This is a genomic window from Bacteroides sp. PHL 2737, from assembly GCF_004115325.2.
GTDB classification, from domain to species: domain Bacteria; phylum Bacteroidota; class Bacteroidia; order Bacteroidales; family Bacteroidaceae; genus Bacteroides; species Bacteroides hominis.
Window position 1 is genome coordinate 640,556 of record NZ_CP040630.1, and the last position, 25,079, is coordinate 665,634.

At 45.6% G+C, this 25,079-nt stretch carries 13 protein-coding genes and 1 pseudogene; 7 read left to right on the forward strand and 7 right to left on the reverse strand.

The window, feature by feature from the left end:
- Positions 1 to 21: 21 nt before the first annotated feature.
- The 6 genes from DBK98_RS02805 to DBK98_RS02830 form a co-directional block, all read right to left on the reverse strand.
- Positions 22 to 2,484, reverse strand: coding sequence for a beta-L-arabinofuranosidase domain-containing protein (locus tag DBK98_RS02805; RefSeq protein ID WP_032536955.1), 2,463 nt, complete (start codon positions 2,482 to 2,484; stop codon positions 22 to 24).
- Between the two features lies 1 nt (position 2,485).
- Positions 2,486 to 5,236, reverse strand: a complete 2,751-nt coding sequence (locus DBK98_RS02810; RefSeq protein ID WP_032536954.1) for a DUF5695 domain-containing protein — start codon at positions 5,234 to 5,236, stop codon at positions 2,486 to 2,488.
- A gap of 62 nt (positions 5,237 to 5,298) precedes the next feature.
- A complete protein-coding gene (locus DBK98_RS02815) occupies positions 5,299 to 5,529 on the reverse strand; it encodes a hypothetical protein (RefSeq protein ID WP_128900021.1) in 231 nt (76 codons plus the stop codon).
- Positions 5,504 to 6,811, reverse strand: a complete 1,308-nt coding sequence (locus DBK98_RS02820) for a hypothetical protein (protein WP_005811639.1) — start codon at positions 6,809 to 6,811, stop codon at positions 5,504 to 5,506. Before DBK98_RS02820 ends, DBK98_RS02815 begins: the two co-directional genes overlap by 26 nt.
- A gap of 18 nt (positions 6,812 to 6,829) precedes the next feature.
- Positions 6,830 to 8,809: a RagB/SusD family nutrient uptake outer membrane protein gene (locus DBK98_RS02825; RefSeq protein WP_005811641.1), complete on the reverse strand. Its 1,980-nt coding sequence runs from the start codon at positions 8,807 to 8,809 to the stop codon at positions 6,830 to 6,832.
- Between the two features lie 11 nt (positions 8,810 to 8,820).
- Positions 8,821 to 11,991, reverse strand: a complete 3,171-nt coding sequence (locus DBK98_RS02830) for a TonB-dependent receptor (protein WP_005811643.1) — start codon at positions 11,989 to 11,991, stop codon at positions 8,821 to 8,823.
- A 320-nt stretch (positions 11,992 to 12,311) separates the two neighbouring features.
- Here DBK98_RS02830 and DBK98_RS02835 point away from each other — a divergent pair, with 320 nt between their 5' ends.
- The 7 genes and pseudogenes from DBK98_RS02835 (at position 12,312) to DBK98_RS02865 (ending at position 24,325) form a co-directional block, all read left to right on the forward strand.
- On the forward strand, positions 12,312 to 16,340 hold the full coding sequence (locus DBK98_RS02835) for a two-component regulator propeller domain-containing protein (RefSeq protein ID WP_005811645.1): 4,029 nt from the start codon (positions 12,312 to 12,314) through the stop codon (positions 16,338 to 16,340).
- Positions 16,341 to 16,538: 198 nt separating this feature from the next.
- Positions 16,539 to 17,324, forward strand: coding sequence for a glycyl-radical enzyme activating protein (locus DBK98_RS02840; protein WP_032530302.1), 786 nt, complete (start codon positions 16,539 to 16,541; stop codon positions 17,322 to 17,324).
- Positions 17,321 to 19,370 (forward strand): annotated as a pseudogene (locus DBK98_RS02845) (pyruvate formate lyase family protein). Before DBK98_RS02840 ends, DBK98_RS02845 begins: the two are co-directional and overlap by 4 nt.
- 12 nt (positions 19,371 to 19,382) lie before the next feature.
- The gene (locus tag DBK98_RS02850) at positions 19,383 to 20,702 is read left to right on the forward strand and encodes a sugar porter family MFS transporter (RefSeq protein WP_005811651.1); all 1,320 of its coding nucleotides are present in this window, start codon (positions 19,383 to 19,385) and stop codon (positions 20,700 to 20,702) included.
- A 35-nt stretch (positions 20,703 to 20,737) separates the two neighbouring features.
- Entirely contained in the window at positions 20,738 to 21,868 is a 1,131-nt protein-coding gene (locus tag DBK98_RS02855) for an aldose epimerase family protein (protein WP_005811653.1), read from the forward strand.
- Entirely contained in the window at positions 21,865 to 23,940 is a 2,076-nt protein-coding gene (locus DBK98_RS02860) for a glycoside hydrolase family 127 protein (RefSeq protein ID WP_032536950.1), read from the forward strand. Before DBK98_RS02855 ends, DBK98_RS02860 begins: the two co-directional genes overlap by 4 nt.
- A gap of 103 nt (positions 23,941 to 24,043) precedes the next feature.
- Positions 24,044 to 24,325 carry a putative quinol monooxygenase gene (locus tag DBK98_RS02865; RefSeq protein WP_005781928.1) on the forward strand — a complete coding sequence of 94 codons (282 nt, stop codon included), beginning with the start codon at positions 24,044 to 24,046 and terminating at the stop codon, positions 24,323 to 24,325.
- A gap of 49 nt (positions 24,326 to 24,374) precedes the next feature.
- Here DBK98_RS02865 and DBK98_RS02870 read toward each other — a convergent pair whose 3' ends face one another.
- A complete protein-coding gene (locus DBK98_RS02870) occupies positions 24,375 to 25,067 on the reverse strand; it encodes a ComF family protein (RefSeq protein ID WP_005811659.1) in 693 nt (230 codons plus the stop codon).
- Between the last annotated feature and the right edge of the window lie 12 nt (positions 25,068 to 25,079).

The window sequence follows — 25,079 nt, forward strand, 5'->3', positions numbered from 1 at the left end:
TTCCTGCTGAAAAAAAAGAACCTACTCAAACCTTATCTCTGAAACACCTATTGATTTTCCTTTCTGAGGTTCTATAAGAATACGAACGGATTCCACTTCAACACTGCCTGAAGGATGTACTACGTTGAACCGATCGGTACCCACCTGATATGAGTCCGTCACATAAAGTTCAAGGGGATTCCATCCGGCATCCGACTTATACTCTACCGACCAACCGGACGGAACGGCTATTTTTTCCTGATCGTCCAGCCAATACATGGAAAGGGAATTCAGCAGAAAGGGTTCTTTGAAGTCTACCTGCACCCATTGTCTGCCCGAGCCGTCGGACATCCACCTTTCAGTCAGCTTGTCTGCGGAAGAATCGGATACTTTTCCGTCGCAAAGCGCACGTGTGGAAATATTCTTTCCGGCAGCCAGGGAGGATACGTTCACCGCTTTGATATTACGGAGATAAGCCATGGCTTGCTGGCCGATGCTGGCGGTGGAGGCCTCATCGTTCAACCAAACCAGCATCGTACGGTTGTCTCCCCGGTTGCACCAGGCGTAGTAAGGAACCATCGTGATCTCACGGGTGGTGATGCCTTCCACTTTTTTCTCCATACCCGGCAGGGTGATACTCTCCAATCCTTGCAGCACACCGGAGGATATATTGGCCACCTTTGCCTGTGATTCGTCAACATCGCCCAGATAGAGGCGTTGGACGGGGCCGGCATTATCCACTTCTTCGGCACAGTAGACTAATGGGCCGCGGGTTACGGCGGTCTTACCTATATTCTCACTGACTTCGGGGATGCAATCTACAAAACGCACCGGCATGGGGATGTTGAGTTCGACCACGTCACCCGGCTCCCAGTTACGCTTGACAACGGCAAATCCTTTCTCCATCCTGAAATCGGTTTTCTGTCCATTAACGCTCAGTTCAATTTCCGTGTGCCCCGGTTGTTTATAGGGGTAAAGTCCCCCCGGAACAAATTCTCCGGAGCGTGCCCACGTAGGGATACGCATGCAAACCGAGAATTTACTTGCCTTTTCGGGCTGCACCGTCACGCGCACTTTTCCATCGAACGGATAGGCAGAGGACTGCTCCAGTTTCACACGGGTTTCTTCCAGGGGAATTTCCGTTTGGCTGCCGCCATACAAGGTCAGGTAAACCCTGTCTTTGCTATAGGCGTACATATAGCCCGGCACTTGCAGGATCAGACGTGAAATATTGGGAGGACAGCAGGCACACCCGAACCACTTGGCACGTCCGCCATTCCCATGATTAAAGCGTCTCACTCCGTCTGCCTCAAGAGGATTGACATAGAAAAAACGGTCGCCATGCAGGTTGATGCCCGCCAACGAGTTGTTAAAGAGTGAAAGCTCGGCTATATCGAGGAATTTAGCGTCTCCGCTGTCCAGGTACATACCATAATTGAAGAACACGTTGGCTACCGCCGCGCAGGTTTCATTATAGGCTGTCAGATTGGGGAGTTCATAAGGAGCCCCGAAGCCTTCCATCCCCTCTATGGCTCCAAGGCCGCCGGTGATATGCATACGGGTAGTGACCAGATTCGTCCAAATAGAATTGAGCGCACGGGTATAGTCATTCAGTCCGGTCAGGGCATCGACCTGTGCCATGGCTGTGTATAGATATGCCGCACGAACGGCATGCCCAACAGCTTCGGTCTGCTCTTTCACCGGCGCATGCTGCTGTGCGTAAGTCGGCGCCATTACTCCCTCACCTTCCGGACGGTAAGTGACTCCTCTGATCTCAAGGAACTTCTTTGCCATGTTGAGGTACAGTGTATCATTTGTCACCCGGTATAGCTTGCAGAGTGCCAGCTCGATCTCTTCGTGCCCCGGAGCCTGATTGACCGGTTTGCCGCCGTTATAATTGGGATCACCTCCTTCAAAGAACACCTTATTCACATGCTTGGCACTCTTTATGGCGACATTCAGCAGTTTATCCTTACCCGTAGCCTGATAATAGGCTACCGCTGCTTCGTACAGATGCCCCACATTATAAAGCTCATGGCTATGAACGACCCACGAATAGGGCTTCTCTCCCATCTCTCGGGGATCGGGATTACCACAAATATGCGAAATATATAAATATCCGTCCTCTTTCTGTGAAGCAGCAATCAGATCGGTCACTTCATCCATAAACTCTTCCAGCTCCTTGTCCGGACGAATCATCAGTGAATAAGCCACTCCTTCCATCACTTTATAAAGATCGGAGCTTATAAAGCGGTGAGTCTCGGGAAGGGCTGTGGAGTCTCCTGCCAGAAAGGCGGCGCAACGCCGGAAACGCTCTACCGCCGGTGCGCTCTGCTCAACGGAGAAAGGTACCGTTACGTTGATTTCCGTCTGCATCCTTTCTTTCCAGAACCCATCGGTCAAAGTCACCTGATTAAAGGGAACGGGTGTTATTGTCTGCTGTCCCTCTTCCGAACAGGCTGTCGTAAGGAGAAACAGAAATAGCCCTGTTAGTACATGTTTCATTCTAATTTGTTTTTAAAAGTTTCACTTGGGTATGTTTGTCCGTAACGGGCACCTCTATATAATAAGGATGATGTGTATTACCCGCCTCAATGTGGAATGTCGTTATCATTTTGTGATCGGTCATGACAGTATATTTACCTTCCGGCATTCCTTCGGTCCGGATGGTTGTGTTGTGACGTTTGCCGGAACGGTTTTCGATGAAGAAGCTCAGTTCTTCGGCTGCCCCTTTGAGGGTGACGGGATGATCTTTCCGGAATCCGTCCTGCATCAATTCGATGGAGAAACGGACAGGAGTCATGATACGTATCTGTCGGCGTACTCCGTCAAGGGGAGTGATACTCACGGTTCCGTTCTTATCCGTCCGGACATTCGCTCCGTAGCCGATCAGCCCGAAGTCGGGATCATCCACCAGATAGACTCCCGAACCGTGGATGCCTCCGGTAAGCCCGTGGTCTATTTCACCATCAAACCGCCAGGGAGAACGCCCCACTTTGATATAGTTCATGTAAGTGCGTGAGTTCTGGTAGGGTGAGAAGGCCCAGCCGACAGCACCATCGTTCCGCTCTCCCTTATACCAATAGCCAAAGCCGGTCTCCTTCGTACCGGTGTTCATCAGTGCCCATGAAGCCAGTAAAGAGTTATATCCGTAATTGATGTATCTGTCCGGCCGGTCGGAGAACCGATAGGCATAATCGAGCAATGCCACACCTCCCATTTGGGTCATATAGTCGAGGTTTACGTATTGTCCGCTCCACGCTGTGCCCAGATTGGCATATCCCGGCTCAAACAATCCGCGCAGCGCAAGGTTCCCATCCAGCTGGTTCTGCATGAAACGGTCGATCATCGCAGTATCGAACGAAGTATACGAATACCACTTCTTGAGGTTCTTGTCGTACCAGAACTGCTCTTCCGGCTCGATAGGATTCAACTTCGCATACTCTGCCACGTAATAGGAAGACTCAAAGGCTGTACGGTCGACAAACATCTCGGAGCCAAAGGGCCAGGGATCTTCGTAAACCATATAAGTCACTTTTTTCTCCCATTCACGACGCAGCTTGGCCGCATCCTTCTCTCTCCCTTTCTGCTCAAGGGCACGGATGATGTCGAGCAGATAGCGCTCGTGAAAGTTGCCTTGTTTATAAGCCCAGTCCGTCCAGCCATGAAATGTCCATTGCTTGCCCATCAAAATGTTATAGGGCACTTCAAAATAGGCCATTGCCGTCCGGTAGGCGCGTTCCAGATAACCATCGGCATCAAGGTAGGAAACCATCTCGGGATTATCCTCCGCTATCCGGTAAAGGTTATAATAAATGGCAAAGTGAGTGGTATAGTCGAAGGTCCGCCACATGCGTCCCTTGCCCGAACCGCCATCTTCGTATCCACCATATTTCCCGCTACGGTTCTGATACCAGTTTTCGCTGCCGTAAATGCCGTACGGATAAGGATATTCCCGGTCTGTGCGTTGCAGCTTGCCCCATACGAAGTTTTCTTCGTAGTATTCCAGAGAGGCGATTTCTTCCCGGTCGGGATAGATGACATTCTTTTCACTCACATAGACCGGCTTGCTGTTGGACGGGTCGTCCGAACCACCCACCATGAACTCTTCCCGCAAGTCTCCCAGGTGGTCGGGCGAAAGCAACTCGGCTTTCTCCATATCCCAAAGGCTATAAAGCCCATTGTACCACTTGGAAGGGTCGCGATGCTGCTGCCGTCCGACAATGAAACGTGCCCGCTTTTTAATCAGGGTCTCCAGGGGTTCCGTCACAAAGAAGTCGAGGAAACAGACCCGATCTTCTCCGTAACGTACCGTTATCAGGTTCTCTCCCAAACGGGAGAAACGAAACTTATACAGATATGTATCTCCTGCCTTCTGTCCAAGGCTGGTGATCTGCATCTCCGCAGGATATTCCGCTGTCAATCCGGTAACGGGCAGCTTGGACCGCAAAGCGCAACAGACCTCCATCTCCGGAGTAACGACCATGCCGGGGGCAACCTTTACAACCACTCCTTGCTTATCATAAATTTTCGTCTGTATCTCCTCGTGATTTCCGGCAAGCGTGAAGTTGAAACCGGCAACGTAGTGTCCGTAAGGCTGTACAGTCTTTGAGGTAGACGGCAATCTCCAGGTATCATCGGTACGGTCCACAGCATGGGTGGAATGCAGATAATATTTGCCGTCCGCTGTGGCATATTCAATCGAGGTTCCCTTCTGCATGGTCATCAGCAGGATGTCACCCTGCCCTGTCAGCGGAGTCCAGTAGAAAAAAGAAGCATTCCCGTTCAGAGAGAAGTGCCGGTTCAGATTCTGATGTGCCTGGATCGATTCGTCCAAAGCACCGACAGGCAAAGAGAACCACAGGTCCGTCACCGTCGCCGGATGGCGACTGCGGTTGAAAAACTCAATCTCCCAGTCCACCTCTTCACCCTTGATGGTGAAAGTCTGATAGAGGCGCACATCCGAAGGAAGCTGCCAGACTATCTGTATCTTATCGGAGGTGGCGGATAGAATCTGTGGGGAAATATCGGCCAGAGAGACTGCATAGCTTTTCCCCCCGACTTCGTAAGCCAGATTCAAATCGCCCAGATACTTCCCGTGGTCTATATAGTTGCGGACATTGTCCGCCCCCTGAAAGACAAGCGAGCTTACTCCCCTTTCGTCCGGACTGATTTTCATTTGGGGAGTTATACCCCGGAGAGAAGAAATATTCAGACAGAGAAAGAGTAAGGATGAAATATAATACTTAAGTTTCATAGGCACCATTCTTTAATTAATAAAGTAATCTACAGTAGTTGAGCATTGCTGTGCCTCATCCGTCACAGGAGGGCTGTGTGGCACTTTTTACCCGCAGGTACTTCGTCCGAGTATACGGCAGTACTTCGTCCGAGTATACGACGGTACTTCGTCCGAGTATACGGCAGTACTTCGTCCGGGTATACGGCGGTACTTCGTCCGGGGCCCTGATGGATAAACGCTGCCATGCAGATACTCAACCACTGTTTTACATTCGGCAGAGAAGCATCACGGCTGCACTGAAATTTTAACACTGCTAAGTGCTCTCTTATGACTGTAGTCATCCAGCGAATTACTCCGCTCTTCACTATAATCGATCCCCTTATAGTCTTTGTCACCCACATTGGTGGCAACGGCCGTAATGGTAAAATCGCCGGCTCCGGTGTAAATGTACTTATAAGTTTTCTGAATTCCTCCGGTAGTGTATACAGAACCCAGCGAAACGCCCGTGTTCCAAGGTTCGTACTCGTCGGTCCCCATCTCTATGAAAGAGAGATAGACATCGCCCTGGAAACCCTTATACTTCGTATAGTCGGCTTCATGAACCGGAAGTCCGGTAGCAGGATCGAGTTCACATTCATACGATTCCAATACTCCATCCCCATCCAGATCGTACTTATAAGGCGAATCGTCCGCTGCCGCAAAGGTGGAACGGCCGTTGACGTACATGTCCACCTGGCGGAGAATGATCTTTTCACCATGATCCAGGAAGGGTTGCAGGTACGTATCCCGATTGTACATATCACCCAGTTTATAAAATCCTTCGGTAGGACGACGTGAAAGCGGATCGTTGGTTTGGAATGCGCCGTACGAACGCTCATCCTGCATCGTATAGTACTTGTATCCGGCACTATATCCGCCAAAGTCCTCCAACTGCTCGGTGTGCAGGCCGAAGTAAGCAGCCACCCACGCATCATTAGAATACTTACGAATCGCACGGTCGGCATCACACGCCACAAAGCGGCTTTCGATAATCGTATTACCCGGCTGGTTGGCCAGTCCGCCAAAGATGTGGATATCCGGTTTCATCCGTATGCCCGAAGGGATACGCCGGTCGGTCACCGTAAACTTCAGCTGATTGGTCCCTATGTAGCTCATCTCCATCAAAGCCTCCGGAAAGTCCCCTTTCTTGTAGGGGACCAACTGGATATTGTCAATGGCACCGAAGAACTCAAAATCCTTCTTCACCTCTTCGATGGACTGATAGTCTTTAAAGTATTTATAAAACAGGGTCTTTTCCCCATTTTTGGCATAAGAAACCCGGTAACACTCTTCATAGAAGCTGTCCCAATCGTGCTCCATAATGGCTTTAACGCGCGAACGTTCGAACTTCTTGCCTTCATCACCTGTAAAAAGCGTCAGGTACTGGGCATCGGTATTGATGGTCACCGTCACCTCTTCGCCTACTTTCGGATTCTGGGGTGATACGGAGATGCTGACAGACGGTGTCTCTACGTCTGCACCAAATTTCTCGCAGGAAACCAGCGAAGTGGCTGCCACAGCAAGCAGCCCTATAATCAGTTTATTTGTTTTCATATCCATTCGTATTTAGTATTAGAAATATCCCGGATTCTGTTTCATCTCTGGGAAGAACGATAACTCGGTAAACGGTATCGGCATCAGCACCCGGTATACCTTCTCTTCGTTGAAAAGATGCCAGAGGTACTCTCCACGCGCCGGATCACCAAACGGATCAAAGAACTGCAGAGGATCACGATAACGGCAGATATCTGCCAAGTCGACCATCGACACATCCGGGAAACGGGCTACATCGAGCCACCCGCAATCATCCTCGGCTGCCAGTTCGCGCAGGCGTTCATACATCAGCTCCTTCAATGCATTGGCCGGACTGATATTCGTAGGAATCATCATAACCGAACCCGGCTGGTAAGTATAAGGAGCATCTCCCTGAGAGACAAACATATCTTTGATGGAACCCTGATGGCAAGCACGGTCACGGATGATGTTCATCGTTTTCACTCCTTCCGAAGCATGACCCTGCATAATCTGGGCTTCTGCTTTCAGTAAGTAAACCTCAGCCAGACGTAAAACAGGATAGTCCACACCACCGTAATTGATATCAAAAGTAGAGCTCAGCTCACTCGGATTCAGGTTACGGAACTTACCCAACTGCCACCAGTTACAGTTCCAGAGGTTGGGCTTGTTCTGCCCGTTCGTCTCGTTCTTCCACCAAGCCCGTTCGTGACTCTCAAGAGCCACATCCATGACTTTAAGCTGCTCTTCGGTATAATCGTTTACTTTACCCGGTTCGATGTAGAACTCAGGGCCCAGTTCGCGTCCGGCAGGTTCGAATACCCACAAGCCGACCGGAGCACCGCCACTGTTAGGACCGGTCACCCAGCCTTTCACCGAACTCCACATGCGACGGGTAACATCTCCCGTTATGGAGTATTTCCCGGTACGGTCATAAAGATTCTGCAAATCATAAGGAGTTGTTCCCGGTTTCGGACTCTCGGCATTGAAGCGGTCCACCTGTCCGTAATCCATACACACGTCCTTGAAACTGTAGTTATGTTCCCACATCGGTATGTCATATAGCAGCGTCAGCCACGAGGTCAGGTTTCTTCCGCCGGTAGCACCGTACTTGCCTTCACCGGCAAAGCCCATCGGTATCTTGTTTCCGGTGCCCACCCCTTCTTCTGCCAGCACGCTGAACATAATCTCGTTGTTGCGTTTGGTAAATACAGCGGGGAAGTACTCTTCCAGCTCATAAGTTCCGTATATACCGGCAATAATATCGTCACACAACTTCACGGCATCGGCATATAACGTCGTTTTATCCACATCGCCAGCCGTCGTTTCATTGATCTTATCCCCATACATTTCCGCACGGCGGATATAAGAAGCATGGAATATCTTCATCTTTGCCAGCATACCTGCCACGGCTCCCTTCGTCACACGGCCGTAAGCAATGCCCGAACGGTTATCCAGACACTTATCCAGTGCATAAGCCATCTCGTCATAAAGAAACTTGAACATCTCCTGCCGGGTTGCCCGTGGCACATAAGCCGGTTTCGGTCCGGTAGGCTCTGTGACCAGGGGCACACCACCGTAATAGCGGTACAAAGTAAAGTAAGCATAAGCCCGGAGGAAACGCACCTCGCCCATCAGCATCTCGGTTGCCGATCCGGTGATGGTGGCCTTGTCCAATGCAGAATGTCCGGCGTTCTCGTCAATCACTCCTTTGTTAGCTTCCAGTCTTTCAAGTATCAGGTTCGCCTGCGCGATATATGAATAATGCTTTGACCATAAGTTCAGCACACTACCCGAGGTAGATGTCAGGTCGAACGGACCTTCATTCATCAGCGAAGGCATCATAAACCGGTCACTGGTCATAATTCCATCGTTCACATGCCCGGCATTGGCATAGAGTATAGCAACATTACGCAAAGCAGCGTCATATGAGGTATAGAAAGTCTCAGACGGAAGTTCTGTTTTCGGTAACTGGTCGAAATACCCCTCACACGACACTAAGGCGCAAGAGGTTAAAAGGGCTAATAATATTTTCTTCATGGCAGTACCTGTTAATATTTGAAATTAAGTGAGAATATATGAGAGCGGGCGTATGGATAGGCCGAAATGTCGACTCCCGGAAGAATACGGTTGTTCACAGAGCTACCGCTACGTACCTCGGGGTCATATCCCGAATAGTTCGTAAGACAGAAAACGTTGTTAATCGTATACGTCAGAGCCAGGTCTTTAATCTTCCAAGCCTTCAATACGTTCTTCGGTAAACGGAAGGTAACAGCCAGGTTGTTCATCTTCAGGAACGAACCGTCTTCCACCATCTCCGAGTTGGAAGCAGCCCACATATATCCTGACCAGTCAATGGCACCGGGACCTGTAAAAGTACCGGTAGGATTGTTCGCAAACCAGGCATCTTTATAATACACAGCCGATTTATTGCGGATATCCCCGTTGTTCATCAGGTTGTATACATTACCATTGATAATATCATTTCCGTATGACCAACTGAAGTCCATAGCCAGTTCGATGAACTTCCAGCGCAGACGAGTGTTCAAACCACCGATAAACACCGGATTCACGTCTCCGATCACAACACGGTCACTCATATCCACTTTTCCGTCTCCATTGGTATCGGCAAAGGATGGGAAACCGTAAGGCATCTCTCTCTCGGTAGCATACCACCAAGGAGAATCGGCACTGCCTATACCGTTATAATCCGAATGCCAGTTGCTGCGGATGCCTTCCATCTGCAAGCCATAGAAGAGTCCGAGAGGATATCCTTTTTTAATCAGAACATTCTCCGAACCGGAAGCTGAACCTACGGGGCGTCCTTCGAGCATCTGTGTTTCAGTACCTAAGCTAAGCACCTTGGACTGATTGGAGCTAAAGTTCACCGTAGCATTCCAGGTAAAGTCCTTTTTATCAATAAGCACACCGCCTACACTGATCTCAAATCCGCGGTTACGCACCGAACCAATGTTACGGGTCACCTTCCCGAAACCAGAAGTACGTGGCAGATTCTGTTCGAGCAGCATATCACGGGTAGTCTTTGTATAGAGGTCCAATGACACATTCAGGCGGTTATTGAACATATCCAGGTCGAGACCACCGTTAAACTCTTCCGTCACCTCCCAACTGATCTCCGGGTTCGCCATACGGCTGGTATACAAAGCCGGGATGGCTCCATCGCCAAAGATGGCCTGACGCTGGCTGGAAGACAATGTCTGTGCATAAGCATAAGGAGCAATCTGGTCGTTACCCACCTGGCCATAGCTGAAACGTAGCTTCAGGTTGCTTACGTTCTTCTCCAGCCAAGGCACATTCTTAAAGAATTCTTCTTCTGAAACTCTCCAACCCAGCGCACCGGATGGGAAGAATCCCCAACGGTTATCGGGACTGAATTTAGAAGAACCGTCAGCACGCATGGAAGCTTTCAGCAAGTAACGGCCTTTATAAGAATAGTTGGCCATAAACACTCCCGAGAGCATGGCTATCTTTTCGTAAGATACACCGGGAGACTTCACATGGTTACCACTTTTTGCATCATAAATACCTTCCCACCCCAAATCGGTATTGAACTGGGAATATTCCTGATTAAAGGTTTCATACTTATTGGTATTGGCCTCATACACGGCATTCACCGAAAGACTGTGTACCTTGTTGAATACTTTATTGAATCCGGCCTGTATCACTCCACGCATATTTAATCCGCTTTGTGTAGCATACGTAGCCAAGCCATTATTATCATAACCGCGCTGGATGGTCTTCGGAACAAATTCCTTGACTTCCCCTTTAGGGATACGAACGCCAATACCGCCTTTTACAAACCAGTTATCATTAATGTTGTATACCAATTCCGCCTGACCGAAGAAAGTATTATTTTTATTATTGTAATCAATGTCTTTCAGCTTCCGATAAGGATTATCCATTTTACCTGTATAGTACAGGTTGTCATCTATCTCCTGGAAAGTCCACTCTTTGGGAACAAGCGGAGAGAAAGTCTGTATTTCATTGAAAATGTTTCCTTCTGTCCAGAAAGCACCACTACGAATATTGTGCTCATACGAGATATTCGTGTTCAAAGTCAGTTGCGGAAGCAGTTTGATGCTGTTATTCGTCTGGAAATAGAATCGCTTAAACCCGGTATTGATTGCGATACCGTCTTCGTTCATCAACGAGAAAATGGTAGAGTTCTGTATCCGTTCGGTTCCGCCTCTGTAAGACACTTCATAATTCTGCTTGGTACCATTCTGCAAACAGAGATCCGGATAGAACTGGAAACGGGAAGGATTGGTATTCCATACCTGATCTTTATACTCCTGGTAGAAATCGGCATTCTGCCAGCGTCCGCTCATAATCATATCACGCATATATGCACGCATGTAATCTTCGGCACCCAGCATCGGGATTGAATTTGCCAGTTTACTGATACCATAAGTAGCTTTTACGGAAATCTCACTCATACCGGCCGCACCTTTCTTGGTAGTAATCAGCACAACACCATTGGCACCCTGCGCCCCATAAATGGCAGTAGACGATACGTCTTTCAAGATAGAGATACTCTCGATGGCATCGGGAGAGATAGTTGCTAAAGGACTTTCCAGCGGATCGTCCGAGATAGGAAGCGGGAAACCGTCGATGACATACAAAGGCGAGCTGCCTGCCGTAATAGAACTGGCTCCACGAATCTTAATCGTGATTCCGCCACCCGGCGCACCATCATTGTTCATTACCTGTACACCGGATATTTTGCCTTTCAAGGCTTGTTCCAGGCTTAACGGATTGGTTTGCATAAACTGGTCGGAGCTCAAACTGGATACAGATCCGGTTAAGTCTACTTTACGCTGAGTCTGATAACCAGTCACCACCACTTCATCAATCAGCACTCCCGAATCCATCAGTACATCTATCCGATTCTGACTGCCTACGGTTTTCTCAACCGTATTCATGCCGATCATCGAAAAAACAAGTACTTGTCCCGGAGATACGTTTTTAATCGTATACTCTCCGTTTTCATTAGTAATCACCCCGTTGTGTGTCCCTTTCACTTGTACAGTGGCTCCAATAACAGTTTCATTACTGCCTTTCTCTCTCACTGTACCCGAAATGCTCTTTGTGTTTTGAGCAAATCCACCTGCAGACACCAGCACAAACATGCATATTAAGAAGACGGCTTTTATCCTGCCTTCGGTATCTGCTCTAAGGTTGTTCAGATCTTTTAGATTCATAATATTAGTAATTTAGTCATTAAAAAGGATTTATACATTTTTAGTTTCTTTGTCAAGTCCCGAAGCCGGATCAGGACGAGTCCATTTTGTGTGGTTCCATACTCAGTTGTTTTTGCATTCGTATTTTACTGTTTTGTTGTTTCAGCAAAAGTAGGCGAAAAGAGACCCGAACCATAGAACAATAAATTATTCACTGATACTCATATTCATATTTACACCAAACATTACCATAGTGAATATAAATATCAGTTTGTGACCATAAGTGCCTTTCTGATTCGTTTTTATTTCAGACTTTTGTGTTGTACGTAATTAAGAGACGAATGAAGAAGAGCTTTTTTACCCTGATTTTATTTATTTCTTCTGTTATACTAAATGCACAACAGAATGAACTTATGTTCCACTCTCTGGGCAGTCAACACGGACTTACATATAGTGCCGTACGCGATATTGTGCAGGATTCGAAAGGATATATTTGGATTGCAACCCTCAAAGGACTGAACAGGTATGACGGATACAACATTAAACAATACTACAAGTCGGATGACGGACTTTCTTCAAACTGCATCGAGAAACTGCTTCTGCTTGGGAAAGATACCCTATTGATGGGAACTAATGAAGGGTTGTGCTTATACGATATGATGAAAGAGAAGTTCACCACTATTGTTCCGCAAACCAAGACCCCACTATATGTGCTGGACATGGTCTACGACGGACGTTCAGTCTTCATCGCATCAGATTCCGGACTCTATACGTATAATAAAGTAGAGCAAAGCATGGCACTGCTCTACAAAGGATTGATTATAAAAGTAACACTGGATATTAACGGAAATGTATGGGCTGTCGGTCCGAATACGATTTATTGTTTCCGCCCCAACGGACAAATGACCCGGAAAATCACAGCGGCAGAAGTCTCTTCCGACTATCCTGTCGAATTCACTTCCATCTACAAAGATTCTCAGGGCACTCTATGGCTGGGAACTACCGAAAACGGGTTGTACCGATATAATAAGAATTATAACCAGTTCGTTTCAGTGGAGTTCTCTTCACAAGACAGAAAAGACATGCGCTATATCCGCTGCATTCAGGAAGATATGCGGGGAAATCTATGGATCGGAACCGAAAACGGACTTTTCATCTACGACTACACGGACAACAGTTACGTACAATACCGCCAGCATGCGAAAGATGTCCAGTCCGGACTGACCGATAATGCAATCTACACCATTTATAAAAGTCGTGGAGATATTATGTGGATCGGTACATTCTTTGGAGGTATCAACTATACCAGCCTGACTGAAAACAACTTCCACTACCTGATAGCAGATAATGGGAAACAATACCTAAAAGGAAAAGCGATCAGTAACATCATCAAAGATAAAAAGGGAGCGTTGTGGTTTGCTTCCGAAGATCACGGAATCTCCATTCTTTATCCGGACGGTCACATCAGGTACCTAAACAAATCGACCCATCCATCGCTAAACGGAGACAACGTACACGCATTAGCCGAAGATTACTCCGGCAATATATGGATTGGCAATTTTGTCGACGGCCTACAAAAGGTGGATTTGGAAAGGGGATATATCCGCTCATATAAAAATTTGGCAGGAAGAGATACGGGGTTATCCAATAATTCAATCTATAAGCTCTATGTTCACAACCCCGATACTATGTTCATAGGCACAAGCCAGGGAGTCAATATCTATCATTTTCAGACAGATTCATTCACCCCCTTTCTTCCGGATGTATTCCGACTTATACGCATTGACGACATCATACGTGATAAAAAGGATAATATCTGGTTTTCTGCACACTTCAACGGCATCTTCCGGTATCATATTCCTACCCATAGCATCCACCGATACCAGAAAGGAGCGACAGGTTGTAAAACTATGACCAGCGATAACATCTATTGCAGCTTTATCGATTCGAAAGGAGATGTCTGGTTTGGCACCAGTAATGGAGGACTGATGAAATATGATGCAAATGCAGACAGTATACAGGTTTTCGGGAAAAAGAACGAACTCCGGCAGAGAGACATCTATTCCATACAGGAAGACAGTTTCGGCTATCTATGGATGAGTACGGACAACGGTATTTTCTCATTTAATCCGGAAAGTCAGAGTTTTGCCCACTACAAGGTATCCGACAATCTGATTTCGAATCAGTTTAATACCTGTCCGGGTTATAAAGATCCAAACGGTACTCTCTACTTCGGAAGTATCAATGGTGTATGCTTTTTCCGACCGGAAGGACTGAACCATAACAACCCTACAAACGATATCCACCTGACTTTCTCAGACTTCAAGGTTTTCAATAAGCATGTGCAGCCGTCACCGGATGGTATCCTGCAAAGCAATATCGACAGTACGTCCCTTATCCGCTTACCTCACGGTATGAATACCCTGACTTTTGACTTCCTGGTAATCAACTACAATGAAAACTGTCAGTCACAACTTTCTTGTGAGTATTATCTGGAGGGTATGGAGACCGAGTGGAACACAACACAACAAATCCCACAATCAGTCACTTATACCAACCTCGATCCCGGAACTTATAAATTCCATGTACGGGTTATCGGGAAAAACGGAGTTGTATTCGACCGCCGTGAAATCACTGTAAACATCTTTCCTCACTTTCTATTGAGTGGCTTCATGATCACCATTTACTCTTTAATCGGGCTCCTGATCGGCTTTATAATTGTCCGTTTCTACCGCATTCGCATGCGTGATAAAATGGATATACGCATCGAACGCATGGAAAAGAACAACCTGCGCGAACTAAACAAGCATAAGCTAAATTTCTTCACTTATATCACCCACGAATTTAAGACTCCTTTGTCTATACTGATGGCCGTATTCGAAGATATATCAATCAGCCGGAACAACACAATCACCGGAGAAGAAATGAAAATAATCAATCGGAACATCCAACGCCTTCAGTTTCTTATCAATCAGCTTCTGGAGTTTCGTTCCGTAGAAACCGATCACGCCCGTATAGAATATGTGAAAGGAGACATCATGACATACGGACGTAGTATCTTCGAATTGTTCATCCCTGTCTTCAGACAAAAACAGGTTGTCTTTCAATATACAACCTCAACAGATTCCTACTATACGGTCTTCGACAGAGACAAGATTGAAAAAATCATCAGCAATCTGCTCAGCAATGCCTTCAAACATTCTGATCCTCAGAGTGAAATAAACTTTAGGATTGATGTGGATAAGAATGCCGGACAACTGATTCTTTCTTGCCACAACAGCAGCTCTTATATTCATCCGGAACAACGGGAGGCTGTCATGCAACCTTTCCACAAAACCGATTCGTCTGATCAGAAATATTCTAATACAGGTATCGGTCTGGCTTTGGTGAATGGATTAGTTCAACTACTTTCAGGCACGGTTGAGATAGAAAGCCATCAAAATAGTGGCACGACCTTCAAAGTAAGATTGCCTCTGGTAGAAGACTCCAAAGATATGATCGTTCCCGATGAAACGCTGGATATCGTCAATTCCCCCGACGTAGTAGCAGACACTGTATACCTACTCAATAACTCCGGGTTAAAAGAAGATATGAATGCCGCAAATACAGAAAAGAAAATGACTGTACTTCTGGTAGAAGATAATCCGGATATCAACAACATATTAAAAAGTAAATTACTGCGTTTATATAAAGTGAAAACAGCTTATAACGGGCAGGAAGCAGTCGAATTGCTGAAAACACACATTATCGACATCATTATCAGTGACATCATGATGCCTTATATGGACGGATATGAATTGAGCAGGTATATTAAAACCTCTCGGGAGTATTCTCACATTCCGGTCATTCTTATCACTTCTCAACCTTCGAAAGAGAACGAGCTGCAGGGATTATCGGCAGGAGCAGATGCCTATATTGAAAAGCCTTTCACTTTTGATGAACTGAACCTCAGAATCACCAATTTACTCAAAGCTAAAAGTAATATCCGCGAACATTATCACGATATGAAAATATTCGAACTCAACGAAGAACTTAACAACAAAGACGAAGAGTTTATCAAATCGTTGACCCAATTCGTCATCGAACATATCGAAGAACCGGAATTGAGTGTCGATCAATTGACTACACACATGAACATCAGCCGAACCCAACTATACAATAAGCTGAAGAAACTGTTAAATCTGAGTGCCACCGAATTTATAAATAAAATCAAGATCGATGTTGCCAAAGTAAAGATTATAAAAACCAATCTGACTATCGCCGAAATCTCATGGCAGCTTGGATTCAATAATCCCAGCTACTTCAGCAAAACATTTAAGCGTTTCTGTGGAGTGACACCCAATGAATTCAAGAACGGCAAAGGTCAGTAAACAGACCGGTTCATCACCCATTCGGAAAAATACATTCTAAAAGTGGTCGGATACATTCGTTTTTTGTAAATGCCGGATAATAGCCTCTACTCCCATAAACATTACCCATATGAATAATAAGAGCTATTAATATTCTGTATTTTAACACGAATACATGCTCAACAACATACATACCAGTTCGTACCTGTTCAAAATATTATGTATATATTTGCCATTGTTAATCCAAACACAATGAAAACAGGAACAATATTCAGTATAGAGGAGTTTGCCATCCACGACGGACCGGGAATCCGAACAACGATATTCTTAAAAGGATGTCCTTTACACTGTGCATGGTGCCATAACCCCGAAGGCATCTCACCACAACCACAATACATGATTAAGAAAGGAGTCAAAAGCATTTGTGGATATCAGATAACTGTAGAAGAACTGATTGCCATAATTGAAAAGAACCGGGATATCTATAGGCTTAACCGGGGAGGAATAACACTAACAGGAGGAGAGCCTTTGTTCCAACCGGATTTCATCACCGAATTGCTCGAACAACTTCCGGATATACACACTGCTATTGAAACAAGCGGATATGCAAACACTCATACTTTCAGCAAAGTTATTTCCTTGGCAAATCTGATCCTATTCGACATCAAACACACAGATCCGGAGATGCATCGAAAATATACAGGTGTAGATAATACGATCATACTAAAAAACCTTACCGTACTTTGCGATTCAGGGCAGGATTTCATCCTTCGGATACCACTGATTCCAGGAGTCAACGATACCCGGGAAAATATGACAGCCATTTTCGAAAGAATCAAAAATGCCCAAAACCTGATACGCGTCGAGATCCTCAGATATCACCGGACAGCAGGTGCCAAATACGCAATGATCGGAGAAAAGTATCACCCTCCGTTCGATACCGGAAAAACACCACAAATCTATAATGTATTCGAAGAAAATAATATCAAAAATCTAATTGTATGAACGAAAGAATTAACTATCTAAAAACGTATATTTTAGATAAACACCACCACTCACAAAGAAGAACACTACAGAGCGTAGGACTTGATAAATTGAGTACGTCCTATGCTCTACAAGGTTTATCTCCTGTAGAACGCGCCACAGCTTGCTTTGCTGCCTCAATGGATGCCGAAACTCCGGTTATACTTCCGGGTGAAAGAATCGTTTTTACCGGATCCCTATACCCCGGAAGAATGGAATGAAATCAAAAGCAAACATTATATCCATGAAAAAGGTACGGTATGTAACATCTCTCCTAATTATGCTTACACAATCCGACATGGGTTGGAAGCACGGAAACAAGAGATTCGGAAACGTCAGGAAACACCCTCATTAAATGAAAGAGAAAAAACATTCCTGCAAGCAATGTATCAAAGCATCATATCCATACAAAATTTAATTGAGAAATACGAGCAATATGCATTATCCATTAACGAGACAGAAACAGCATATACTTTGCACACCGTCAAAACAGAAGGGGCCCAAAACTTCAGACAGGCCCTACAACTTTTGAGGATTCTCCATTTCTCCATTTGGGAAGCAGGTAACTATCACAACACACTCGGTCGTTTCGACCAATATATGTATCCTTTCTATCAAAAAGACCTGGAAAATGGAACACTTACCAAAGAGGAAGCATTTGACTTACTTGAAGAATTTTTCCTGGTATGCAACAAAGACAGTGACCTGTATCCGGGTATGCAGCAAGGCGACAACGGTCAGAGCTTAGTATTGGGAGGACGCAACGCAAACGGTGAATACTTGTTCAACGACCTGTCACGCATGTGTTTGCAAGCAAGTTACGAATTGAAGCTGATTGATCCCAAAATCAACATTCGTGTAGACCAAGGTACTCCCAACGAGATATTCACTTTAGGTTCCCGCCTGACAAAAATAGGGCTGGGCTTTCCACAATACAGCAATGACGACGTCATCATTCCGGGACTTATCCGCAAAGGATATTCGAAAGAGGACGCATACAACTATGTCGTGGCTGCCTGCTGGGAGTTCATCATCCCCGGTAAAGCCATGGATATTCCCAATATAGACGCTGTTTCTTTAATAGGATGTGTAGACCGATGCATTGAAAAGCTCAACACTTGCCCGGATTATCCATCTTTTTATACACTGGTTGAACAGGAAATACAAAAAGAAGTCGATACAATCTGCGAAAAACACCGGAATCTCTACATTATCCCTTCTCCTATGATGTCTTTGCTTATGGATGGCACCATCGAAAGAGCCAAAGATATTTCAGAAGGATCTTACTATAATAACTATGGCATTCACGGGACCGGCATTGCAACTGCCACCGACGCCCTTGCTGCTCTGAAAAAATACTATTTTGAAGAACAGAACATAGATTATATCACTCTGCTTACTGCTATAAGAAACAACTTCCAAGGCTATGAAGAGTTACAGAAAAAGCTAAGAGAAGAAGCTCCCAAAATGGGACAGGATAATGATTATGCCGACCTGATAGCCGGAGCTCTACTCGACTCTTTCGATCAGTCGTTAGCCGATAAACGAAATGAACGCGGAGGAGTTTATCGGGCAGGTACCGGAACAGCCATGTACTACATTTTTCATTCCAATCAATTGCGTGCTACTCCCGATGGACGTAACGATGGTGAAATGATCCCGGCAAATTATTCCCCCAGCCTGTTTCTCAAGCAAAAAGGACCGATATCTGTTATTAAATCATTTACCAAGCAGCACCTGGATCGTGTTGTCAATGGCGGCCCCCTCACCCTGGAATTCGACCAGTCTGTATTCAGCAACGACGAAACCATTGAAAAATTGGGTATGCTTGTGAAAACCTATGTTGTCCTTGGTGGTCACCAGCTACAGTTAAATACAGTCAGCCGGGAGAAACTGCTACATGCCCGTAAACACCCCGAACAACACAAGAACCTGATTGTCCGGGTATGGGGATGGAGTGGATACTTTGTAGAGTTAGACGAATGTTACCAGAATCATGTTATTAACCGGATCGAATTCGGTCTATAAAACATCTGCATTATGAAAAATACAGTAAAGAATTTCATGTTTTACATTGCCTTCGTGGCATCCCTGGGAGGATTACTTTTTGGATTCGATACCGCAGTAATATCCGGAGCCGAAAAATCCATCCAAACAGTATATGGCCTATCCGATTTCAGCCATGGTTTTACCATTGCCATCGCTTTAATCGGTACTATCATCGGAGCTTTCATCTGTAGTAAACCCGTAGAGAAATACGGACGCCTGAAAGCACTAAAAATAATTGCTTTCCTCTATTTTGTTTCTGCCGTGGGCAGTGCTGCCATCATCGACTGGTATTCCTTTTTATTTTTCCGCTTTGCCGGTGGACTGGCCGTAGGAGCCTCATCCGTAGTCGGTCCCATGTACATTGCCGAAATATCTCCTTCACGCTGGCGTGGACGTTTTGTCGCATTCTTCCAGTTCAATATTGTCCTGGGTATTGTACTTGCCTACTTCTCCAACTATTGGATACATGGCATTGCACACGACTGGCAATGGATGTTGGGAGTCGAAGCCATTCCCGCCATTGTGTTTGCACTCCTACTATACACCGTACCGGAGAGCCCTCGTTGGCTGGTAAAGCAAAACAAGGAAACCGAAGCCCGTCGCATCATAAAAGAAGTCAGTAATGCGGATATTGAACAAGAAGTACATGAAATCAGAGAATCTCTGGTAGCGACAGGAAACTGTGGCGAAAAGCTCTTCCAACGCAAATACCGTAAACCAATCCTCTATGCTTTCCTTATTGCTACCTTTAACCAGTTATCTGGAATCAACGCTATCCTTTACTACGCTCCCAGAATTTTTGAGATGTCAGGTGTATTTACTGACTCTGCCATGATGCAATCTATAGTAATCGGGCTGACAAACCTCACATTTACCATGATCGGAATGATTCTGATAGATCAGGTAGGACGAAAAAAGCTACTCTACATCGGTTCTATCGGTATGGCTATTTCTTTGGCATTAGTAGCTAAAGGATTCTGTCAGGATACTTTCTCAGGTTACTATATGCTTGCCTGTCTGATGGGATTTATCGCATTCTTTGCTATTTCACTGGGTGCGGTTATTTGGGTTTTAATCTCTGAAGTTTTCCCCAATAGTATCCGGTCTAAGGGGCAAGTGCTGGGTAGCATGACACACTGGGTATGGTCCGCCCTGCTTTCTTGGATGTTTCCTGTCTTCATCCGTACAGGAGGTACTTTCATTTTCAGTTTCTTTGCCATTATGATGTTCTTAAGCTTTTTCTTTGCCCTCAGACTTCCAGAAACAAAGAACAAATCCCTGGAACAAATACAAAAAGAACTGACCAATTAACCATTTGCGAATAATAAACTAAAAACATGAATCGTATGAAAACTAAACTCATCATTTTATTAATACTCACTGCCATGATACACACAAACACAGTACAAGCTCAACATTCACAATTGAAAAAAGCCGACTTTCAGCAAGTAATCGACGGGAAACAAACCGATCTCTACTTTCTGAGAAACAAAAACGGAATCGAGATTGCCATTACCAATTTCGGAGGACGAGTCGTTGAGTTCTGGGCCCCGGATAAAAACGGTCATTTTGAGGATATTGTCCTCGGACACGACCATGTGGACAAATACCTCCACTACAAAGGTGAAAGGTTTCTGGGAGCCACTATCGGACGATATGGTAACCGAATCAGGAAAGGAAAATTCACTCTGAACGGAAAAGCCTACCAACTGCCAATCAATGATATTCCCAACAGTCTTCATGGTGGATTCAAAGGATTCGACATGGTAGTATGGGATGTTGAACAGCCGGATAGTCAAACTTTACAACTTACCTATCTGTCTAAAGACGGAGAAGAGGGATACCCGGGAAATTTACAAGTATCCATGAGTTACCAACTGACGGATAAAAACGAATTTATCATCATTCACCAAGCTCGCACAGACAAAGAAACGATTATCAACCTCACCCACCACTCCTTTTTCAATCTACACGGAGCAGGCAACAAAGATATCAACGATCACATACTCATGATCAATGCAGATAAGTTTACTCCTGTCGATCATACCCTAATCCCTACCGGTATTCTTCAGGAAGTAGGAGGAACTCCAATGGATTTTCGCCATCCTACAGCCATTGGAAAACGTGTCAACGACTTATTTGAGCAATTAAGTTTCGGCCATGGCTACGATCATAATTGGGTACTGAACCGCAAGACCTCCGATAAGCCCGAACTGGCAGCAACCGTTTATGAACCAACATCAGGACGCTTTCTTGAGGTATGGACTACTGAACCCGGACTACAATTTTACGGTGGTAACTTTTTCGACGGCACAATGACCGGAAAGCATGGTAAAAGATACAACTACCGGGCTTCTTTGGCACTCGAAACGCAACACTATCCTGACAGTCCGAATCAACCTGCCTTCCCGTCAACAAACCTTCACCCCGGCGATACTTATAAACATATATGCATCTATAAAATCAATGTACAATGAAAACCACAACACATTTATCCGTTGCAGCGGTACTCACAGTACTGATGCAGATGGGGTGCCAGTCTCCTGCAACTGACACCCGGCAAATACTCCACCTACCGGAGTTAGACCAGGTCCGGATAGAAGATGCTTTCTGGAGTCCGAAACTTGAAACCTGGAGAAAAGTAACAGCTAATGATGTATTAGACAAATTCGAAGGAAAGTATACTCCTTTCCCCGGATGGGACGATACACGAGATGCCTTCCGGAATTTCGACCGTGTTGCCGAAGGACAGAGAGATATCAAACAACACGATGGGCCAGAATGGTATGACGGACTCGTTTACGAAAGTATCCGGGGCATTGCAGACTTCCTTGCCGGACATCCCAATAAAGAAATGGAAAAACGAATCGACGGATATATCGACCGTATTTATGCCGCTCAGCAAACAGAACCTACCGGCTATATCAACACTCACACCCAACTCATGGAAAATGACCATAGATGGGGAGATAATGGGGGGCTCCTGCGCGGACAACACGACGTATATAACGCCGGAATGCTGATCGAAGCCGGAGTACACTATTATCAGGCAACCGGAAAAACACGCTTACTTGAAATAGCAACCCGATTTGCCAACTATATGGCAGATTATATGGGACCGGAACCACGTAAAAATGTCGTTCCTGCGCATTCCGGTCCCGAAGAAGCCGTAATGACCCTCTACTGGTTGTATAAAAATGAACCGGAATTGAAAGATAAACTCTCCATACCTGTCCGTGAGTCAGATTACTACGACCTGGTCACTTTCTGGATTGAGAACAGAGGACATCACTGCGGTTATCCGCTATGGGGAACATGGGGATATCGAAAATCTGAAAAATGGATTAAAGACGCTTGCTATCACCAAACGGAATTCGGTCCCCATTCCCGTCCCTGTTGGGGGGAATATTCACAAGATTCCATCCCGGTACTTGAACAAAAAACAATCGAAGGACATGCTGTACGAGCTACCTTGATGGCAACCGGTTTAGCCGCAGCCGCACTTGAAAACCAATCTCCTCAATACATTGAAACGGCTAAACGTCTTTGGGAAAACATGGCAGGCAAACGGATGTTCATCACAGGTGGAGTCGGTGCCATCCACGAAGATGAAAAGTTCGGTCCGGACTACTTCCTGCCTACCGACGCCTATTTGGAAACCTGTGCAGCCGTAGGAGCAGGTTTCTTTAATCAACGCATGAATCAATTGACCTGTAATGCCCGCTACATGGACGAAGTGGAAAGAGTACTCTATAACAATGTACTGACAGGCGTTTCTTTGTCTGGTGATAAATACACTTATCAGAATCCCCTGAATACTGACAAACCTGACAGATGGGAATGGCATGTATGCCCCTGTTGCCCACCGATGTTTCTGAAAATCATGTCCGCCATGCCCAGTTACATCTATGCATATCAGGGAGATAATATCTATGTCAACTTATTCATAGGAAGTGAAGTACGCATACCGATCGATAAAAATAACAGTGTCCGCCTGAAACAGTTAACCTCTTATCCGTGGCACGGTGCCGTTTCCATTCAAGTCAATCCCGATAAAGCCGGTACCTTTTCTATAAAAGTGCGTATTCCCGGATGGGCACAAGGTACAGAAAACCCATATGGGCTTTACCAGTCGAACCTGAAAGCCCCCGTTAAATTGAAAGTCAACCAAAAGGATATTCTCCTGAGAATTGTCGATGGATATGCGGAAATCAGCCGGGAATGGAAAAAAGGCGATCACATCGAACTTGAATTACCGATGCAACCTCGCCTGATCACTGCGAACGAAGCAGTCAAAGACTTACGTGGACAAGTTGCGCTGGCATCAGGCCCCGTTATTTACTGCTTTGAGGATGCGGATAATCCGGAATTGCCTACACTGACACTTCAGCCACAAACGCCACTGGAGCTTTCTCACGACAACGATCTGCTTCATGGAGTCAATATCATCAAATGCCAGAGTAAAATTCCGGCAAAAGCCATCCCATATTATGCTGTAGCCAACAGAAAAGAGAGTCATAGTTACAAAGTATGGATTCCCCAGGAGTAAAGAAACAGATGATTACTACAAATTTATCTCAAATGAAAAATAATGTATCGCCATTTATACGTAAATTTGCGGAACAAGAATCATCTTAATTATAAAATATCATATGGAAAAGAAAACAATCGTGGCACGCGTAGAAGTGCTCCCCGGCAAAGAACAAGCATTTTTACAGGCAGCCGATGCTTTGATTAAAGGTACAAGGGCAGAAGAAGGCAACATTAGCTATAACCTGTATCAAAACCCCTCTCAACCTGTAGCTTTCATCTTTTACGAAGAGTACAAAGACCAGCATGCTATGGATGTACATGCAGCATCACCCCATTTCCAGACTTTTGGAGAAGCGATCAAAGGAATGTTGGCATCCGACCTGATAATTGAAACTTTCTAAATGAATATGAGGGTGCTTTAATGTACCCTCTATTAACTCATCACTCCATTTACTCAGCTACTGCCAGCGTCAACACACTGATACGTATTCCGCTCACCCTTGCGAACGCAGATGCACAAGCCACAGTCGTGGCTCCGGTAGTTAACACGTCATCAACAAGCAAAACATGCTTCCCCTCAAAATGAACAGTATCACATAGCCTGAAGATTCCTTCTACATTCTCCCAACGTTCAAAAGTAGACTTACGGGTCTGAGTTTCCGTATTTTTTTCACGTATCATACACTCTGCACATAATGGAATACCCGTTACAGAAGCTATCCCACGGGCAATCCATTCACTTTGATTGTATCCTCTAAGTTTCTGTTTCTTTCTGTGCAAAGGTACAGGAATTATCATATCCACGCCATCAAAAAATTCTCCCGAAGATAGTTCTGCTGCCATATAGCGTCCCATCACCTCTCCCAATTCTTTATATCCGCCATATTTCAGCAGATGCAGGATGCGTCTGAAATCACTACCCTTACGATAAAAAAGAAAAGAAGAAGCTCTTTTTAGGCCAGGAATACGTCCCCAGAAAAGACACTCTACCGGATTATCTTTCCGCAAATGAAATCCGGTACGGGGTAAATTCATATTACAACAGGTACACAAACACTCCTCCCCTCTTGACAATGGCGAACCACAGACTACGCAACAACGCGGAAACAAAAGAGACCAGAAAGAATGGAACCAGGTATTCATGATGTGTTTTTC

What these genes read in the sequence shown, in the direction of transcription:
- DBK98_RS02850 (WP_005811651.1), top strand. Translation starts at nt 19,383, where the DNA reads ATGAAAAATACAGTAAAGAATTTCATGTTTTACATTGCCTTCGTGGCA.
- DBK98_RS02805 (WP_032536955.1), bottom strand. Translation starts at nt 2,484, where the DNA reads ATGAAACATGTACTAACAGGGCTATTTCTGTTTCTCCTTACGACAGCC.
- DBK98_RS02855 (WP_005811653.1), top strand. Translation starts at nt 20,738, where the DNA reads ATGAAAACTAAACTCATCATTTTATTAATACTCACTGCCATGATACAC.
- DBK98_RS02860 (WP_032536950.1), top strand. Translation starts at nt 21,865, where the DNA reads ATGAAAACCACAACACATTTATCCGTTGCAGCGGTACTCACAGTACTG.
- DBK98_RS02870 (WP_005811659.1), bottom strand. Translation starts at nt 25,067, where the DNA reads ATGAATACCTGGTTCCATTCTTTCTGGTCTCTTTTGTTTCCGCGTTGT.
- DBK98_RS02835 (WP_005811645.1), top strand. Translation starts at nt 12,312, where the DNA reads ATGAAGAAGAGCTTTTTTACCCTGATTTTATTTATTTCTTCTGTTATA.
- DBK98_RS02830 (WP_005811643.1), bottom strand. Translation starts at nt 11,991, where the DNA reads ATGAATCTAAAAGATCTGAACAACCTTAGAGCAGATACCGAAGGCAGG.
- DBK98_RS02825 (WP_005811641.1), bottom strand. Translation starts at nt 8,809, where the DNA reads ATGAAGAAAATATTATTAGCCCTTTTAACCTCTTGCGCCTTAGTGTCG.
- DBK98_RS02810 (WP_032536954.1), bottom strand. Translation starts at nt 5,236, where the DNA reads ATGAAACTTAAGTATTATATTTCATCCTTACTCTTTCTCTGTCTGAAT.
- DBK98_RS02820 (WP_005811639.1), bottom strand. Translation starts at nt 6,811, where the DNA reads ATGAAAACAAATAAACTGATTATAGGGCTGCTTGCTGTGGCAGCCACT.
- DBK98_RS02840 (WP_032530302.1), top strand. Translation starts at nt 16,539, where the DNA reads ATGTATATATTTGCCATTGTTAATCCAAACACAATGAAAACAGGAACA.
- DBK98_RS02865 (WP_005781928.1), top strand. Translation starts at nt 24,044, where the DNA reads ATGGAAAAGAAAACAATCGTGGCACGCGTAGAAGTGCTCCCCGGCAAA.